At 67.0% G+C, this 15,845-nt stretch carries 19 protein-coding genes; 12 read left to right on the plus strand and 7 right to left on the minus strand.

Going from position 1 to position 15,845, the window contains the following annotated elements; all coding sequences use genetic code 11:
- Window positions 1-5: 5 nt before the first annotated feature.
- From ASE66_RS00865 to ASE66_RS00875, 3 genes are read left to right on the plus strand one after another with little or no spacing between them, the layout of a single operon-like run.
- Window positions 6-455: a MarR family winged helix-turn-helix transcriptional regulator gene (locus ASE66_RS00865; protein ID WP_057187691.1), complete on the plus strand. Its 450-nt coding sequence runs from the start codon at window positions 6-8 to the stop codon at window positions 453-455.
- Complete coding sequence (locus ASE66_RS00870) at window positions 452-2,089, plus strand: MFS transporter (protein ID WP_244494762.1); 1,638 nt, start codon at window positions 452-454, stop codon at window positions 2,087-2,089. Before ASE66_RS00865 ends, ASE66_RS00870 begins: the two co-directional genes overlap by 4 nt.
- On the plus strand, window positions 2,086-3,126 hold the full coding sequence (locus ASE66_RS00875) for an HlyD family secretion protein (RefSeq protein ID WP_057187693.1): 1,041 nt from the start codon (window positions 2,086-2,088) through the stop codon (window positions 3,124-3,126). The genes ASE66_RS00870 and ASE66_RS00875 overlap by 4 nt, the downstream gene beginning before the upstream one ends.
- A gap of 20 nt (window positions 3,127-3,146) precedes the next feature.
- Here the strand turns inward: ASE66_RS00875 and ASE66_RS00880 are convergent, their stop codons facing one another.
- Both ASE66_RS00880 and ASE66_RS00885 read right to left on the minus strand, forming a co-directional pair.
- Window positions 3,147-3,560: a hypothetical protein gene (locus ASE66_RS00880; RefSeq protein WP_057187694.1), complete on the minus strand. Its 414-nt coding sequence runs from the start codon at window positions 3,558-3,560 to the stop codon at window positions 3,147-3,149.
- A gap of 54 nt (window positions 3,561-3,614) precedes the next feature.
- Window positions 3,615-4,826, minus strand: a complete 1,212-nt coding sequence (locus tag ASE66_RS00885) for an aminotransferase class V-fold PLP-dependent enzyme (RefSeq protein WP_244494763.1) — start codon at window positions 4,824-4,826, stop codon at window positions 3,615-3,617.
- A gap of 100 nt (window positions 4,827-4,926) precedes the next feature.
- Here ASE66_RS00885 and kynA point away from each other — a divergent pair, with 100 nt between their 5' ends.
- Window positions 4,927-5,775 (plus strand): tryptophan 2,3-dioxygenase, encoded by an 849-nt coding sequence (gene kynA, locus ASE66_RS00890; protein WP_057187695.1) that lies wholly within the window; start codon window positions 4,927-4,929, stop codon window positions 5,773-5,775.
- A gap of 145 nt (window positions 5,776-5,920) precedes the next feature.
- On the opposite strand, the gene ASE66_RS00895 is transcribed toward kynA, so the two are convergent.
- On the minus strand, window positions 5,921-6,319 hold the full coding sequence (locus ASE66_RS00895) for a hypothetical protein (RefSeq protein WP_057187696.1): 399 nt from the start codon (window positions 6,317-6,319) through the stop codon (window positions 5,921-5,923).
- A gap of 151 nt (window positions 6,320-6,470) precedes the next feature.
- On the opposite strand from ASE66_RS00895, the gene ASE66_RS00900 reads away from it, so the two are divergent.
- The 6 genes from ASE66_RS00900 to leuD all read left to right on the plus strand — a co-directional run bounded on the left by ASE66_RS00900 (window position 6,471) and on the right by leuD (window position 10,178).
- The gene (locus ASE66_RS00900) at window positions 6,471-6,647 is read left to right on the plus strand and encodes a hypothetical protein (RefSeq protein ID WP_156411975.1); all 177 of its coding nucleotides are present in this window, start codon (window positions 6,471-6,473) and stop codon (window positions 6,645-6,647) included.
- A 93-nt stretch (window positions 6,648-6,740) separates the two neighbouring features.
- On the plus strand, window positions 6,741-8,159 hold the full coding sequence (leuC, locus tag ASE66_RS00905) for a 3-isopropylmalate dehydratase large subunit (protein WP_057187697.1): 1,419 nt from the start codon (window positions 6,741-6,743) through the stop codon (window positions 8,157-8,159).
- Between the two features lie 26 nt (window positions 8,160-8,185).
- On the plus strand, window positions 8,186-8,431 hold the full coding sequence (locus tag ASE66_RS00910) for a hypothetical protein (RefSeq protein WP_057187698.1): 246 nt from the start codon (window positions 8,186-8,188) through the stop codon (window positions 8,429-8,431).
- Window positions 8,431-8,889, plus strand: coding sequence for a metallopeptidase family protein (locus ASE66_RS00915; RefSeq protein ID WP_057187699.1), 459 nt, complete (start codon window positions 8,431-8,433; stop codon window positions 8,887-8,889). The genes ASE66_RS00910 and ASE66_RS00915 overlap by 1 nt, the downstream gene beginning before the upstream one ends.
- A gap of 4 nt (window positions 8,890-8,893) precedes the next feature.
- Window positions 8,894-9,526, plus strand: coding sequence for a LysE family translocator (locus ASE66_RS00920; protein WP_057187700.1), 633 nt, complete (start codon window positions 8,894-8,896; stop codon window positions 9,524-9,526).
- Window positions 9,527-9,575: 49 nt separating this feature from the next.
- Window positions 9,576-10,178: a 3-isopropylmalate dehydratase small subunit gene (gene leuD / locus ASE66_RS00925; protein ID WP_057187701.1), complete on the plus strand. Its 603-nt coding sequence runs from the start codon at window positions 9,576-9,578 to the stop codon at window positions 10,176-10,178.
- A 27-nt stretch (window positions 10,179-10,205) separates the two neighbouring features.
- Here leuD and ASE66_RS00930 read toward each other — a convergent pair whose 3' ends face one another.
- The 4 genes from ASE66_RS00930 to ASE66_RS00945 all read right to left on the minus strand — a co-directional run bounded on the left by ASE66_RS00930 (window position 10,206) and on the right by ASE66_RS00945 (window position 14,306).
- On the minus strand, window positions 10,206-10,511 hold the full coding sequence (locus ASE66_RS00930) for a GIY-YIG nuclease family protein (RefSeq protein WP_320409741.1): 306 nt from the start codon (window positions 10,509-10,511) through the stop codon (window positions 10,206-10,208).
- A gap of 163 nt (window positions 10,512-10,674) precedes the next feature.
- On the minus strand, window positions 10,675-11,916 hold the full coding sequence (locus ASE66_RS00935) for a DUF1501 domain-containing protein (RefSeq protein ID WP_057187702.1): 1,242 nt from the start codon (window positions 11,914-11,916) through the stop codon (window positions 10,675-10,677).
- Window positions 11,917-11,918: 2 nt separating this feature from the next.
- Window positions 11,919-13,367 carry a DUF1800 domain-containing protein gene (locus tag ASE66_RS00940; protein WP_057187703.1) on the minus strand — a complete coding sequence of 483 codons (1,449 nt, stop codon included), beginning with the start codon at window positions 13,365-13,367 and terminating at the stop codon, window positions 11,919-11,921.
- Between the two features lie 150 nt (window positions 13,368-13,517).
- A complete protein-coding gene (locus ASE66_RS00945) occupies window positions 13,518-14,306 on the minus strand; it encodes a DUF4394 domain-containing protein (protein ID WP_057187704.1) in 789 nt (262 codons plus the stop codon).
- A gap of 204 nt (window positions 14,307-14,510) precedes the next feature.
- Here ASE66_RS00945 and ASE66_RS00950 point away from each other — a divergent pair, with 204 nt between their 5' ends.
- Both ASE66_RS00950 and ASE66_RS00955 read left to right on the plus strand, forming a co-directional pair.
- Complete coding sequence (locus tag ASE66_RS00950) at window positions 14,511-15,074, plus strand: sigma-70 family RNA polymerase sigma factor (protein ID WP_057187705.1); 564 nt, start codon at window positions 14,511-14,513, stop codon at window positions 15,072-15,074.
- Entirely contained in the window at window positions 15,071-15,817 is a 747-nt protein-coding gene (locus tag ASE66_RS00955; protein ID WP_057187706.1) for an anti-sigma factor domain-containing protein, read from the plus strand. The genes ASE66_RS00950 and ASE66_RS00955 overlap by 4 nt, the downstream gene beginning before the upstream one ends.
- Window positions 15,818-15,845: the final 28 nt, after the last annotated feature.

Genomic DNA, 15,845 nt, shown 5'->3' on the forward strand with positions numbered 1-15,845 from the left:
ACGCTATGGACTCCGCAGAGCTTCAGGCCGCCTTCACCGCCGAGTTGGCTGCGGCCAACCGCAAGCTCAGGGCACTGGTCGACGAGCGCGCCCGCGACATGGGGCTGACGCTCTCGCGGGCCCGCCTTTTGATGCAGCTCGCCAAGGTCGACGGGCCGATTCAATCCGATCTCGCAGGGCTGCTCGACATCGAACAGCCAACGCTGGTGCGCCTGCTCGACGGGCTCGAACGCACCGGCATGATCGAACGCCGCGCCGCCCCGGGCGATCGGCGCGCCCGGCGGGTTTTCCTGACGCCGGCGGCGCGGGCCCAGGCCGAGGATATTCTGGCTTTCCTGACCGAGCTGCGCGCCGATATTCTCGACGGGGTCGGCCGGGAGGAACTCGAAATCGCTCTGCGCGTCCTCACCAGGATGTCGAAGAACATCGCCGCCAATCGCGGGGCGGCCGGATGAACGCGCCCTCCCCCAACCCGCAAGCTGCACCGCCGCCACCAGCCGCGGCCGGCATGAGCCGCGCCCGCGCGCTCGGCTATATGCTGGCGTCGACGGTGCTGGCGATGACGCAGCAGGTCGGCGCCAACCTGATCACGACCAATGTCTACCAGATCCAGGGCGATCTCGCCGCCACAGTCGCCGAGACCAACTGGCTGATCGCCGCCTATATGGCGCCGAACGTCTCGCTCTCGATCGCGCTGATCAAGATCAGGATGCAGTACGGTCTGCGCAACTTCGCCGAGATCAGCATTGCTGGCTTCGTGATCGCCGCCCTGCTCAATTTCTTCGTGCACGACCTGCAATCGGCCCTGGTCGTGCGCTTCATGAGCGGCATCGCCGCCGCACCGCTGTCCTCGCTCGCCTTCCTCTACATGATCGAGCCGCTGCAACCGCGCCAAAAGCTCACGGTCGGCCTGTCGCTGGCGGTGACCAACACCACGCTCGGCATCCCGGTGACGCGGCTCATTTCACCGACGCTGCTCGAGATCGGCGGCTTCCACGGGCTGACCCTGTTCGAGACGGGGCTGGCACTGGTCGCCTTCGGCCTGGTCTATGCGTTGCCGCTGACGCCGCCGCCGCGGGTCAAGGTGATCGGGCCGCTCGATGGGGTCAGCTATCTCCTGATCGCGCTCGGCTTCGGCGCCATCGCCGTCGCGCTCTCGCTCGGTCGCATCTATTGGTGGCTGGAGACGCCCTGGCTCGGCTGGCTCTTCGCCGGAGCGATCATCTGCCTGACCCTGGCGGCGATCATCGAGCTGCACCGGCAGAGCCCGCTGATCGACATACGCTGGCTGACCAGCCCGGCGACGCTGCACTACGCTACCGTGCTGCTGCTCTTCCGCGTCGTGCTGGCGGAGCAGACGGTCGGCGCCTCCAATTTCTTCCAGGCGCTCGGCTTCCAGAACGAGCAGACCCTGTCGCTCTACGGCGTGATCCTGGCGGCGATCCTGGCCGGCGGCTTCACCTGCGTGGCGCTGCTGCGACCCGGGCGGGAGAGCGCCTTCTACGCGGTGGCGCTGATCTGCATCATGACCGGCGCGATGCTCGACAGCAACGCCACCAGCCTGACCCGCCCGGACGACATCCATCTCAGCCAGGCGCTGGTGGCCTATGGCTCCGCCCTCTTCCTGCCGGCCGCCATGGCTCAGGGCCTCGCCCCGGCGCTGGCGCGCGGGCCTGTCTACATCCTGAGCTTCTTCGTGATCTTCCTGTTCACCCAGAGCATTGGCGGGCTGCTCGGCTCGGCGCTGTTCGGCAGTTTCATCATGCTCAGGACCAGCTTCCACTACAGCCAGCTCGCCGAGCATTTCTCGCTGGCTGATCCGCTCGTCGCCGAGCGCGTTCAGCAGCTCGGCGCCGCCTATGGTCATGTCCTGACCGATCTTGGACTGACCCGGGCCGAAGGCGTCACCCTGCTCGCCTCGCAGGCGACGCGGGAAGCGACCGTGCTCGCCTATAACGACGCCTTTCTGCTGATCGCCCTGATCGCCGGCAGCGCTCTCACCGGCCTCCTCGCCCACCTCGCCATTCTGCACTGGCGCGAGCGTTCCGCCGCTCCGGCCACCTCTCCTGCTCCCGCGCCCCAGCCATGACCCGCATCTTCCGCTCCGCCGCGACTTATGTCGCCCTCGCCATCGGCCTCGCCGGGCTCGCAGTCGTCCTCTACGCATGGCGGCTGCCGCCCTTTGCCAGCGCGATCGAGACCACCGAGAACGCCTATGTCCGCGGGCAGGTGACAGTGATCGCGCCGCAGCTCGCCGGCTACATCGCAGAGGTCGCGGTGCAGGATTTCGCAACGGTGAGGCAGGGCCAGCTGCTCGTTCGCATCGACGAGCGCATCTTCCAGCAGCGGCTGGAGCAGGCTCGCGCCAGCCTCGCCGCCCAGCACGCCGCACTCGCCAATTCCGAGCAGGCCCGCCACGCCGCCCAGGCGCGCCTGCGCGCCAGCGAGGCCAATGTCGCCAGCGCCGAAGCGGCCCTGCGCACGGCGGAAGCCAATTGGGGCCGGATCGAGCCGCTGCGCGAGCGCGGCGTCGTCAACCAGACCAATGCCGACCAGAGCCTGCAGGCGCTCGACCAGGCCCGCGCCGGGCTGACGGCGAGCAACGCCGCAGTCGACGTCTCCCGGCAGGACGTGCAGAGCGCCATCGTCAACAAGGTTTCGCTGGAGGCCTCGGTCCAGGGCGCCGAGGCGGCTGTCCATCTCGCCGAGATCGACCTGCAGAACACCCGCATCGTCGCCCCGCAGGACGGGCGCCTCGGCGAGGTCTCGGCCCGGCTCGGCCAGTACGTCTCGGCCGGCACGCAATTGATGGCGCTGGTGCCGAGCCAGGTCTGGGTGATCGCCAATTTCAAGGAGACCCAGCTCTCCGGCATGCGCATCGGCCAGAGCGTCAGCTTCACCGTCGATGCTCTGCGCCACGCCCGGCTGACCGGAAAGATCGAACGCTTCTCGCCGGCCGCCGGCTCGGAGTTCAGCGTGATCCGGCCGGAGAACGCCACCGGCAACTTCATCAAGATCGCCCAGCGCGTGCCGGTGCGGATCGGGATCGATCCCGGCCAGGATCTGGCCGAGCGTCTTTCACCCGGCATGTCGGTGGTGGTCAGCGTCGATACGGCACAGCGCTGACGACTGTCCGGTTCTGCCGCTCAGTCGGCGACATCGACATCTGTGAGCAAGAACCCGGTCGGCCCCTTCGTGAAGGTGAAGACATCCCCACCGCAGACGATGGCGTAGATTTCGTTCTTGTTGCCGTCGCGATCGTAGACCGGCTTGTTGCGCTGGAGGCAGGCGCGGTTCTTCGCGGTAAAGTCGCGCGGATAGGCTTTTGCGCGGAACTGTGCGGCGTCCTGCACCGAAGCGTCGCCCATGAACGGTAACCGCGTCATGGCGGCGACCGCCAGCGGATCATTGGCTTTCAATGCCGCGCGGAATTTTCCGATGAAGCCATCGAACTCCTTCTGCACGGCTGGAGGCGCGGTGGCCGGCTTAGGAGCCTGAGCGAAGGCAGGAGCGAGAGCGGCGAGTGCGGCGGCGATCGCGAGGCCCGGCAGAGTCTTCATGCATCAGCTCCGTCCGATCGATCAGCGCGGGGTGCAAGCTGACCGGGCCAGAGCCTACCGCAACGTCATCAACCGCTCCAGCAGCAGCTTCACGTCGCTTTCGGTCTGGTAAAGCCCGAAGCCGACACGCAGGCGGTCGCCGCGCAGGTCGACGGTGATGCCCGCCTGCTTCAGCTTCTCATGCCAGAGCGCCGCGTCGGCATGGCGGAAGGTCAGGAAATTGCCGCGCGCCGGCTCGCTCAGCGGCACGACCAGGTTCTCCAGAGCGAGCACGCCGCAAGGCTGCCGCGCCAGTCCCTCGGCAAAGATCGCCTGCAGGGCATGCGCATGGGCATGGATCGCCGCGGCGTCGAGCCCCCTGGCACCCAGCCAGTCGAACATCGCGCCCATGCGGTAGAGCCCGGACGGGTCGAAGGTCGCGCCCATGAAGCGCCAGCCATTCGCGGCATAGCCGATGCTGTCTTGCGGGCCAGCGAGCGCGCCGAAGGAGGCATACCAGCCGGTGTCGCGCGGGCGCATGGCGAAGCCGGGCGGGCAGTGCATGAAGCAGGCGCCCTCGCCCGACATCGCGTATTTATAGCCGCCGGCGATGTAGAAGGCCTTGTCAGCGATGGCAGAGAGGTCGGTCGGCCGGGCCAGGAAGCCGTGATAGCCGTCGATGACGACGAGCCGGCCAGGTGCCGAGACTCCGTCGACCAGCGCCTCGAGATCGGTCAGCGCATAGCCGGAGTTGAAGTGGACCTGGCTGACGAAGACCATGTCGGGGCCGGGGCCGTCCTTCGCCGCTGCGGCCAGCCGCTCGGCCAGACCTGCGAAAGGCTCGGCTGGCACGACGGTGAGCTCGATCAATCCGTCCTCGGCGAGCCGCTCGATCTGGCGCCGGAAGGAGTGGAACTCGGCATCGCTGGTCAGGATGCGTGGCTTTCGCTCGCGCGGCAGGCAGGAGAGCAGCCGGTTGACGAATTCATGGGTGTTGTTGGCCGGGACGAGCCCGTCGATCCCGGGCAGGTTGAGGTGCCGCGCCACGCCCTGCGCCAGCTTCTGCCAGACCGGGCCGAGCACCTCCTGCCATTTGCCGTCGACGAGGCGGGCGGCATCGTCCCAGGCGCGTAAGTGCGCCTCGCGGGTCGCATCCGGCCAGAAATGATGGCTGTGGGCGGCGAAATGCAGCTTGGCCGGCCAGTTCTGGCGGAAGCGCGAAAAGTCCGCGGCGAGGTCGAAGGGCGGGCGGCCGAGCGTTGCGGGAGCAGTGGTCATCTGGTCCATCATCAGGCTCCCCTGGCTTGCCGATCCGGCAAAATACTTTAAGCTTAAAATATCTTGCGCCTGTCCTCAGTCAAGGCGCGAGTCCAGCGAGGACGGCACGATGACCACCGGGACAGGCGATCACAAGAGCCGGATCGAACCCGGCATCCAGACCGATTTCAAGGAGCGGATGGACTACGGCTCCTATCTCGGGCTCGACCTGCTGCTCGCGGCGCAAAAGCCGCTGAGCGATGCGCCCGACGAACTCTTGTTCATCACCATCCACCAGGTCCAGGAACTCTGGCTGAAGCTCGCCGCGCATGAGCTCGACGGCGCCATCGCCGCGATCAGGGCCGACGAATTGCAGCCAGCGTTCAAGTCGCTCGCTCGCGTCTCGCGCATCCAGGCGCAGCTGATCAGCGCCTGGGACGTGCTCTCGACCATGACCCCGGCCGACTACCTCGCCTTCCGCGACGCACTCGGCCAGTCCTCCGGCTTCCAGTCCCACCAGTATCGCGCCTTCGAATTCCGCCTCGGCGCCAAGGACCCGCGCATGCTGGCGATACACAAGCATCATCCCGAGCATCACGCCCATCTCAAGGAATTGCTGGAGGCACCGAGCCTCTATGACGAGGCCTTGCGCCTGCTGGCGCGACGCGGCCTGCCGGTCCCGGCGGACTGCATCGAGCGCGACTGGAGCCAGCCGCATGTCACGAACGAGGGCGTGAAGGCGGTGTGGCTGACGATCTATCGCGACACGCACAGCTATTTCGATCTCTACGAGTTCGCCGAGGAGCTGGTCGATGTCGAGGACCAATTCCAGCAATGGCGCTTCCGCCACATGAAGACGGTCGAGCGCATCATCGGCTTCAAGCAGGGCACCGGCGGCTCCAGCGGCGTGAAGTTCCTGCGAACGGCGCTGGAGCGCTCGTTCTTCCCGGAGCTGTGGCAGCTGCGGAGTGAGTTGTGACCCTCTCCAGCCCTCATCCCGACGAGCAGCCATCAGGCTGCGTCTCGAAGGATGCTCCAGGAGGCTCCGGAGGCAGCTGAACCATCCTTCGAGACGCCGCTGCGCAGCTCCTCAGGATGAGGGCTTTGGATTGGAGCGCCGCTTCTTACTCGCTGTTCCCTAAGGTCATATCCCGCCGCGCGGTCAGGATGCTGATCGAGTAGCCGGCGATGACATCGACCAGCGCCATCAGCGTGATGATCACGAAGGTGCCGGTGCCGAAGCCGGGCACGAACAGGAAGATCAGACCGCAGGCGATGAACACCACCATGGAGAGGCCGTGGTTCAGGATCGAGCTCGACTTGGCGCTGGTCGCGTTCATGATCTCGAAGAACAGCACGACCGTCGAGATCGCGAGCAGGAGCTCGCTGACCGTCAGCACGAAGGCCGTCCCGGACGGCAGGCCGATATTGAGAAGCTCGCGCGAGAGCGGCACGCCCAACGCCGCGACGGTGACGCCATAGGCGATGACCGCCAGCAGCATGAAGGGAAAGAAGCGCGCCATCGCATCACCGTTCCGTTTGCCGGCGCAGCCGCTCTTTCGCGGCGCGCCCGGAGCCGCTAGATAACAGCCCTGCACTGAACGCGCTACGCGGCTGCCGCTGCGACAGGCGTACCGCGTTGCCCGTGCAGTTTGGAACTGGTAGAAGCGGGTCATGACGACGAAACGGCAGAACAGGGGCGAAGTCCGGCGCGTAGTGCGCCGCACGCTGAACCTGCGCCGTTTTCCGACCACCCAGGGCTTCGCCGCGCTGCATGACCATGCACGCCTGCCCTGGCGCTTCTTCGGCCGCTTCACGGCCTCGCTCGCAGCCGGACTTACCTGCGCCTGAGACCGGCCTCTGGCCGGCGACAGGCCGTTGCGATGCGTGCTGGCCCCAAAATTGGGCCGCTACCCGATTTCCATACCAAAGGCGATTGAAGCCATGACTGCGACCAAGGCCCCCACCACCCTCTACGACAAGATCTTCGAGGACCACGTCGTCGACCGCCAGGACGACGGCACCTGCCTGCTCTATATCGACCGCCACCTCGTGCACGAAGTCACCAGCCCGCAGGCCTTCGAGGGCCTGCGCATGACCGGCCGCAAGGTTCACGCCCCCGGCAAGACGCTCGCCGTCGTCGACCACAACATCCCGACGACCGACCGCAGCAAGGGCATCGCCGAGGAAGAGAGCCGGATCCAGGTCGAGGCGCTGGCCAAGAACGCGAAAGAGTTCGGCGTCGAGTATTTCGACGAGCTCGATATCCGCCAGGGCATCGTCCACATCGTCGGCCCGGAGCAGGGCTTCACCCTGCCCGGCACCACGATCGTCTGCGGCGACAGCCACACCTCGACCCATGGCGCCTTCGGCGCGCTGGCCCACGGCATCGGCACCTCGGAGGTCGAGCATGTGCTCGCCACCCAGACGCTGATCCAGAAGAAGGCCAAAAACATGCTGGTCCAGGTCGACGGCAAGCCCGCTCCGGGCGTCGGCGCCAAGGACATCACGCTCGCCATCATCGGCGAGATCGGCACCGCCGGCGGCACCGGCTCGGTGATCGAATATGCCGGCGAGGCCATTCGCGGCCTCTCGATGGAAGGCCGGATGACGGTCTGCAACATGTCGATCGAGGGCGGTGCCCGCGCCGGCATGGTCGCGCCGGACGAGAAGGCCTACGCCTATCTGAAAGGCCGCCCGAAGGCGCCGCAGGGCGCCGCCTGGGACGAGGCCGTGCGTTACTGGGAGACGCTGCGCACCGACGAGGGCGCGCATTTCGACCGGATCGTCAGGCTCGACGCCGCCAACCTGCCGCCGATCGTCTCCTGGGGCACGAGCCCCGAGGACGTGATCTCGGTGACCGGCGCGGTGCCCGATCCCGAGCAGATCGCGGACGAGGTCAAGCGTGCCTCGAAGAAGCGGGCGCTCGAGTATATGGGCCTGACCGCCGGCACCAAGATGACCGAGATCCCGCTCGACGTGATCTGGATCGGCTCCTGCACCAATGGCCGGATCGAGGACCTGCGCACGGTCGCCAAGATCGTCGAGGGCAAGAAGATCCATGAGAGCCTGGACTACGCCATGATCGTGCCGGGCTCCGGCCTGGTGAAGCAGCAAGCCGAGGCCGAGGGGCTCGACAAGGTCTTCCTCGCCGCCGGCTTCGAATGGCGCGAGCCGGGCTGCTCGATGTGCCTCGGCATGAACCCGGACCAGCTCAAGCCTGGCCAGCGCGCCGCCTCGACCTCGAACCGCAATTTCGAGGGCCGTCAAGGCTTCAAGGGCCGCACCCACCTGGTCTCGCCGGCCATGGCGGCGGCAGCGGCCCTGATCGGCCACTTCGTCGACGTGCGCACGCTGGGCTGAAGCGGATCGTTTCGCGGGAGGACGTCATGAGCACCGATCCCCGCGAAGCCGCTCGTGCCAAGGAGGCCAAGGAAGCGCTCGCGCGCGTCAAGCGCGACGATGAGAGCTTCCTCGGTTCGTCCATGGGGCGCGCATCCGATCACTTCTCCGGCAAGGACGCGCCGGAAGGCGACAACATCGAGCTCTGGGGCCGCAGAATCGGCCGCGGCCTCTCGCTGATCGCCTTCATCGGCCTGTCCTGGTGGCTCGGGCATCAATTGAAGATCTGGTGATGGGTAGCGTTCCGTCGATCAAGGCAGCCGCTTCGTCCGAGGCCTCGCAGGGCCTCGACTGGGACGGCGTGCGCGCGCCCTCAAGCGCCGAGTTCGAAGTGCTGGCGCAGGTGGCCTATGACCGCCTGCCCGAGGATTTCCGCAAGCTCTGCGCCGACCTCGTCATCAACGTCACCGAGTTCCCTGAGGACGACGTGCTGAAGGAGCTCGAAGCCGAGAGCCCCTTCGACCTGCTCGGCCTGTTCTCGGGGGTCGGCCTGCCGCAGCAGGGCTATGCCCCGCAGACCGGGCAGATGCCCAACACCATCCATCTCTACCGCCGGCCGATCCTCGACTACTGGGCCGAGCATGACGAGAGCCTGGGCGCCATCGTCAGCCATGTGCTCGTCCACGAGATCGGCCACCATTTCGGCTTCGACGACGACGACATGGACGCGATCGAGAAGGCGGCGGGATAGCGACATGCTGGACGAACTGATCCGCCACCTGCCCGATCTGGCCCTGGTCTTCTCGGCCTTCTTCATCGCCGTCGCCAGCCCCGGACCGAGCAATCTCCAGGTGATGGCGACCTCGATGGAGCATGGCCGGAAGGCCGGGATGACGCTGGCGTTCGGCGTCACCACGGGATCGCTGACCTGGGGCATCCTCGCCGCCATCGGCGTCACCGCGCTGATCGTCGCCCATCCCGGCGCGCTCTACGCCATCAAGATCGTCGGCGGACTCTATCTGCTCTTCCTGGCCTGGCGCTCGGCGCGCTCGGCCATGCAGGCGGAGATGCCGCCGCCGAAAGCCAGTGGTTCGGGGCGTCGCCTCTATCTGCGCGGCTACCTGATGCACCTCACCAACCCGAAGGCGATCCTGAGCTGGACGGCGATCATCGCGCTCGGCCTCAGGCCCGAGACGCCGGCGGTCGTGCTCTACGCCATCATCCTCGGCTGCCTGACGATCTCGCTCGCGATCAACCAGAGCTATGCCTACCTGTTCTCGACGGCGTCGATGGTCGCGGGTTACCGCAGGATCCGCCGCCGGGCGGAAGCCTGCCTCGCCGCCTTCTTCACCTTCGCCAGCTTCAAGCTCCTGACGGCGCAGCTCTGACGCAGCGCCTCACCCATCCTGACCAGAACGACCTGCCGGAGTATCCGCCATGCAGCCTTTCACCACCCTGACCTCGACCCCCGCCCCACTGAAGGTGATCAATGTCGACACCGACATGATCATCCCCAAGCAGTACCTGAAGACGATCAAGCGTACCGGTCTCGGCACCGCACTGTTCTCGGAGATGCGCTACAAGGAGGACGGCTCGGAGAACCCGGATTTCGTCCTCAACCAGCCCGCCTATCGCAAATCGGAGATCCTGGTCGCCGGCGATAATTTCGGCTGCGGCTCGTCGCGCGAGCACGCGCCCTGGGCGCTACTCGACTTCGGCATCCGCTGCGTGATCTCCACCAGCTTTGCCGACATCTTCTACAATAACTGCTTCAAGAACGGCATCCTGCCGATCGTAGTCAGCCAGGAGGATCTGGACAAGCTCTTCGACGACGCCGATCGCGGCTCGAACGCGACGCTGACCGTCGACCTTGAGAACCAGAGCATCAAGGGGCCGGACGGCGGCGAGGTCCGCTTCGAGATCGACCCGTTCCGCAAGCACTGCCTGCTCAACGGCCTCGACGATATCGGCCTGACCATGGAGAAGTCGACCAAGATCGACGCCTATGAGGAGAAGTTGAAGGGCCGCGCCTGGGCTTGACCTAGGGGCATTCTAAGCCGCCAACGATCAACAGCCCGCATCCTGAGGAGCCGCGTCAGCGGCGTCTCGAAGGACGGGGGCTGTGGGTTTCCGCTTCGACAAGAGCGAGAGGCGTTCGAAATCACCCGCGATGAACGCTTCCTTCTTGGCGCGTGACCAACCCTTGATACGCCGCTCCATGGCAATCGCATCCGTGATGGCTTGAAAATGCTCGGCAAAGACCAGCGTTACCGGGATGCGCTTAGAGGTAAAACTGTCGGGATGAACACAATTGTTGTGCTCCGCGACGCGGATCTCGATGGTCGAGCGCTGAGCCAGTATAAAAAGCTCCATCGGCACATCTGAGAATGTAGACCCAACATCCATCGGTATCGCGCATTGCGATCACTCGGATTCCGGCTTCTCGTGTATAAACCATCGGCGGCCATTCTGGACCATCCTTCGAGACGCCGCTACGCGGCTCCTCAGGATGAGGGCTGTGGTGAAACTACGCCAACTAGATCACCAACCCCTGCATGGGCTTGAGATCGGCGGTACCAGGAAAAACCTTCTCGGCCAGCACCGGCCCCGACAGCCCGAAGAGGTCGGCGACGACCCCCTTCGCGACGGCGCGGATGTCGGTGGTCGGCCTGAGGTCACGCTGCTCGTGCAGCTGCTCCGGCCTGAGGCCGGGCCAGTCGGCGATCATCCGCTTGCCCTTGATCGCCCCGCCCACGAGAAAAGCGACCGTACCGGTGCCATGATCGGTGCCGACCGTGCCGTTGACGCGGGCGGTGCGGCCGAACTCGGTGACGACCATCACCACCGTATCCTTCCAGACCGGCTTGAGACCGCTCTCGAAGGTCGCGAGCGCGCCATCGAGCCCGCCGAGCAGGCTGGCGAGTCTTCCCTTGGCACCGCCCTCGTTCGCGTGCGTGTCCCAACCTTCAAAGGCGAGCGCAGCGATGCGCGGGCCGTCCTCGGCGCCGACCAGGCGGGCTGCCCCCTCGGCGATGCGCTTCATGCCCTCGGCACTGTCCGGCCCGCCGCCGCCACGCGGCTGCTCGGCGCCCTGCCGGGTCGCGATCAATTCGGTCTCGATCGCCCGTTTCAGCACCAGCGCGAGAGCGGGATCGCGCTCGCCATAGAGATCGCCGAGACGCTGGACGAGGTCGGCGCCGGCCCGCGCCATGCGCGGCGGCGCCCAGCCGAGCACCGGCGCCTCGCCGCGCACCACCAGAGGCGGCACCACGCCGACACCGAGCGCGCCATGGCGCGACACTGCCTCGCCCGGCGGCAGGCTGGCGATCAAACGGTTGAGCCAGCCGGAATCAGTCTTGCCGGGACCGCCCTGCCCGCTTTCCAGCACATCCTGCCCGTCGAAATGCGAGCGCTCGCGATAGCCAGTCGCGCTGGCATGGACGATCGCCGCCTGCCCGCTGGCATAGAGACGCGCCAGGTTCGGCATCGCCGGATGCAGATAGAAGAAGCCGTCGAGCGGCAGCGCCGCCTCCGGACCGTCCTTGGCCAGCGCGATGCCTTCGCGCAGATCGGCGTAAGCAGGGTCGCCGAGCGGCGGCACGGCCGAGAGCCCGTCGAGCGCGCCGCGCAGCACCACCAGCAGGAAACGGGAATCGCGCGCGCCGGCCGCCGCATGCGCGAATGTCGGCATGTATGACCAGGCGAAGAGCGCACCGGCCGCCCCAAGCACGGCGCGGCGTGAGGGCGTCATCCGTTCGCAATCATCATCGGCGGCCATGCTCACCTCCGCTGGAATTCAGGCGACATCAACAGCAACGCGATCGCCTGCTGCTTGCTTTCGGCGCGCGCCACCGCCTGCCGCGTCTGCGGCGAAGCGAGCGGGCCGAGCACCTCCTCGACCAGCGCGCGCGGATCGGCGACCGAACCCGCCGCCTGACGGCCGAGCTGGGCAGCGACGTCGATGCGGGTCTTGATCCCCTCCGGCGTCGACCAGGCCGCGTTCGTATCGGGATAGCCGTCCGGGCCGGAGGGCTGCCAGAGCGGCTGGCCCATCACCCCGAGCGGTCCGGCGATCTGGCCGAAATCCGGCTTGCGGCCGAGCGCCCTGAAGGCGGCAACCAGGAATTCCTGCGGCGTGCGCAGCTTGGTCGCCGGGGCGCCCCAGGCGAGTTCCGAGGTCACCAGTGCCCGCGACAGCGCGGCGAGGTCACCACCCGTCTCACGGAAGACGCGGGCGAGCTCAGCGACCAGCGCCTGCGCCGGATCGTCGGCGACAAAATGGCGGGCGAGCTTGCGGGCGATGAAATTGGCGGTGCTCGGATGGCGGGCGAGATCGGCGAGCGCCGCCATCCCCATCTCCTTGCCCTCCTGCCGATAGACCTTGCCGAGCAGCTTCTGGCCGCCGGGATCGTGCAGGCCAGGATTGAAGGCGAAGGAGCCGGGGAAGCCGAGACGGGCATCGCGCCCCACCACCGTCCAGCCGGTGATGATCCGCGCCAGGCTGGTGACGTCTGCCTGCGTATAGCCGCCGGAGACGCCGAGCGTGTGCAGTTCCATGATCTCGCGGGCGAGGTTCTCGTTGAGGCCGCGGCCACGGCGCTTGCCGGCACGCGAATCCGGACCGATCGAGAGCTGGTTGTCGAGAAAATTGAGCATGGCCGGATGGCTCTCGACCGCGATCAAAAGGTCCTCGAAACGGCCGAAGATGTTGGGACGGATCGCCTCGCGCTCGAAGGCGCCGGCCATGGCACGCACGAAATTGCCCTTGGCGACCGAGACGCAGAAATGGTTCGACCAGAACTGCACCAGCCGCTCGGCGAAACCGGTCTCGGCCTCGAGCGCGTTCTGGACGCGAGCGACGACCTCCTCGCGATAGATTGCCTGCGGAAACTGCGGAACCGGCTGCGCCGGCGCCGCCATCTGGCCTTGCGGCTGTCCCGGCATAGGTGGCGCGGCCGCAACCTGCACGCCTTGCGCCATGCCTTGCTGTCCGGCCACCCGACGCGCTTCACGCGCCGCGCGCTCCTCATCCTCGAAGGCGTAAAGCGCCCGGCCGATCGGCGCTGCGCCGGAGAAGCTGACGCGTGGCTGGGCAGCGCCTTCGCTGCGACTCTCGGCGAGCAGGCGCTCGCGGACATCCGCCAAGCCAGCAGCCTGTCCCGGTTTCAGGCCGAGGCCAAAACGCTGTAGTGCCAGCACTGTCTGACTTGGCTCGGAGCGATCTGCCATGTCCGCGCCTTCCGCCGTTCGGGTCGCCGAGTGCAGGCTCCACTGCAACTATGGCGAAAGCCCGACTGCAATATCGTCGTTCAGAACATGAGAAAGGCCGCCGTTCCTCGCAGAACGGCGGCCTCGCCCCGGTCGGAATATCCGCTCGGCTTACATCGCCGGCAACGCCGCGACATCACGTACCGGCGCGGAGAGCCCGCTGATCTTGCCGACCATCGCGGCCTTGCCCGTGGCCATATCGAGCTTGTAGAGGCCGCCATCGGCGACGAGCCAGCCGGTGTTCGTGCCGTCGGCCGCCGTCTCAATGTCGAAAGCAATCGCCTTCGGCGTGATGCCGAGCTTGCCGATCGCGCCGAGCACGCCGTCATTCGGCGGTGCCTGCTTCAAGAGCCCGCCAATCTTGCCGTCGATGTCGTAGAGCGCCGTCTCCTTGGTGCCCTTGACCGAATTGCTGTAGGCGCCGGCGACGACCATCGGCGTCTCGCCCTTGTGCATGTCGGTCTCGGCGAACTTCAGCTTGCCATCGACCGTGGTCTTGCCGTCATCGACATTGACGCGGAGGTTGGTGCCGTCCGCGCCGATGACGCGCAGGCGGTCGGCCGCCGGGTTGAAGTCCACCGTCGCCATCGTGCTGGCAGACAGCACCGTGTCCATCTTCGACTTCATCGTCGCCTTGCCGGCCTTGTCGATCGTGTAGATCGTGCCGTCGACCGCCAGGGCATAGAGCATGCCGTCGGCGGGGCGGACGTCGATGCCGGCGATCTTGCCGTTGATGCCGCTGACCTTCATCGACTTGCCGGCCTTCTGGGTCGCGGTGTCGACCATGGTGAGCGTATCGTCGCCGGTCAGCACGGCGACCATGCCGGCATGAGCAGCGCTGGCGGCAAAGGCCGTGGCGAGAATGGTGGATGCGAGAAACAGGTTGCGAGCCTTGGTCATTGGGGATGTCCTCCGGTTCGTGTCGCGATCTCAAAAGGGGCTGGCCGACGCCTCCTGCGACGCGGCACCCATGGCGGATAGCGGCGGCGCTCCAAGGCGGATGCGAATGAAAAAATAAAAGCTGCGGCCTGCATCCAAGGCGGCGCGCGTCGCGTAACAATTGGCCGCTGTTCTTGCGACGGCGGTTGGATACCGGGGAGACGGATGGCGACTGACGCTACGCAGCCGCGACAGACCGGCGAGATCGAAACCGCGCTGCTCGCCTGTGCCGCCGGCGATAAATCAGCACTCCGGCGCATCTACGAGGTGGAGTCGCCGCGTATGCTCGGCGTGGCGCAGCGTCTGCTGAAGCGCCGCGCCCTGGCGGAGGAAGCGGTGCAGGATGCGTTCGTACTGGTCTGGCGACATGCCGCCCGCTTCGATCCGGAGCGCGGCGCGGGCCTGAGCTGGATCTACGCGATCCTGCGCAACCGCTCGCTCTCGATCCTGCGCGACGAGAAGCGGACGGAGACGAGCGATACACCGATCGCCGAGGAAACGGCGAGCGAGGAGGACGACCCGGAGACGGTGATGGCGAAACTGTCGGACGCAACGGCGCTGCGCGCCTGCCTGGAGATGCTGCCGCCGCAGCGGCGCGGCCTCGTGCTGCTCGCCTTCGTCCAGGGGCTGACCCATGGCGAGATCGCCGGGCGCCTGAAGCTGCCGCTCGGCACGGTGAAATCCTGGATCCGCCGCTCGCTGCTCTCGCTGAAGGAGTGCCTCGGATGAGCCCCGTCGCCGACGCAGCCTCGCCCGAAGCCATCGCTCTCGCGGGCGAATATGTCCTCGGCCTGCTCGAAGGCCAGGACCGCCATGCCGCTGAACATCGCCTGGAGCAGGACAGCGCCTTCGCCGCCGCAGTCGAGCGCTGGCGCCATCATTTCGCCGCCCTCGACGCTACGGCCACTCCGATCACGCCCCCCACCGATCTCTGGTCGCGGATCGAGGCCGGGATAGTGGGTCTCATCCAGCCGGCGGCCTCAGCAGCGGCGGCGCGCCCGGCCATGGCCGGCTCCAGCCGCCTTGCCGACTGGTGGAACAGCCTTTTCGTCTGGCGCGGCGCGGCCTTTGCCGGCGCACTGGCAACCGTGCTGCTGGCGGTCGGCCTCGTCGGCGCCCTCGATCGCGCCAAGCGTCAACCGCTGATGGTCGCTGTGCTGCTGACCGACAACAACGCCGCTGCCGCGGTGGTGCACACCTTCGCCGACGGGCGTGTCGAGATGCTGCCCTTGCAGAGCATCGACGTGCCGGCCGGCAAGGCGCTGGAGATCTGGACATTGTGGGACCGCGCCGTCGGCCCGCGCTCGGTCGGCCTGATCGACCGAGCCCGCTCGACACCCTTGCGCCTCGACAACCTGCCGCTCGGCAAGGACCAGCTCTTCGAGATCACGCTGGAACCGGCAAGCGGCTCGCCGACGGGACGCCCAACCGGCCCGATCATCGCCAAGGGGACGACCTCGCAGCGGCTGTGAGGCAGTAACAGGCGGCGAGCCTCACAGC

It is taken from the genome of Allobosea sp. Root483D1 (genome assembly GCF_001429505.1).
In the GTDB taxonomy this organism is placed as follows: Bacteria; Pseudomonadota; Alphaproteobacteria; order Rhizobiales; family Beijerinckiaceae; genus Allobosea.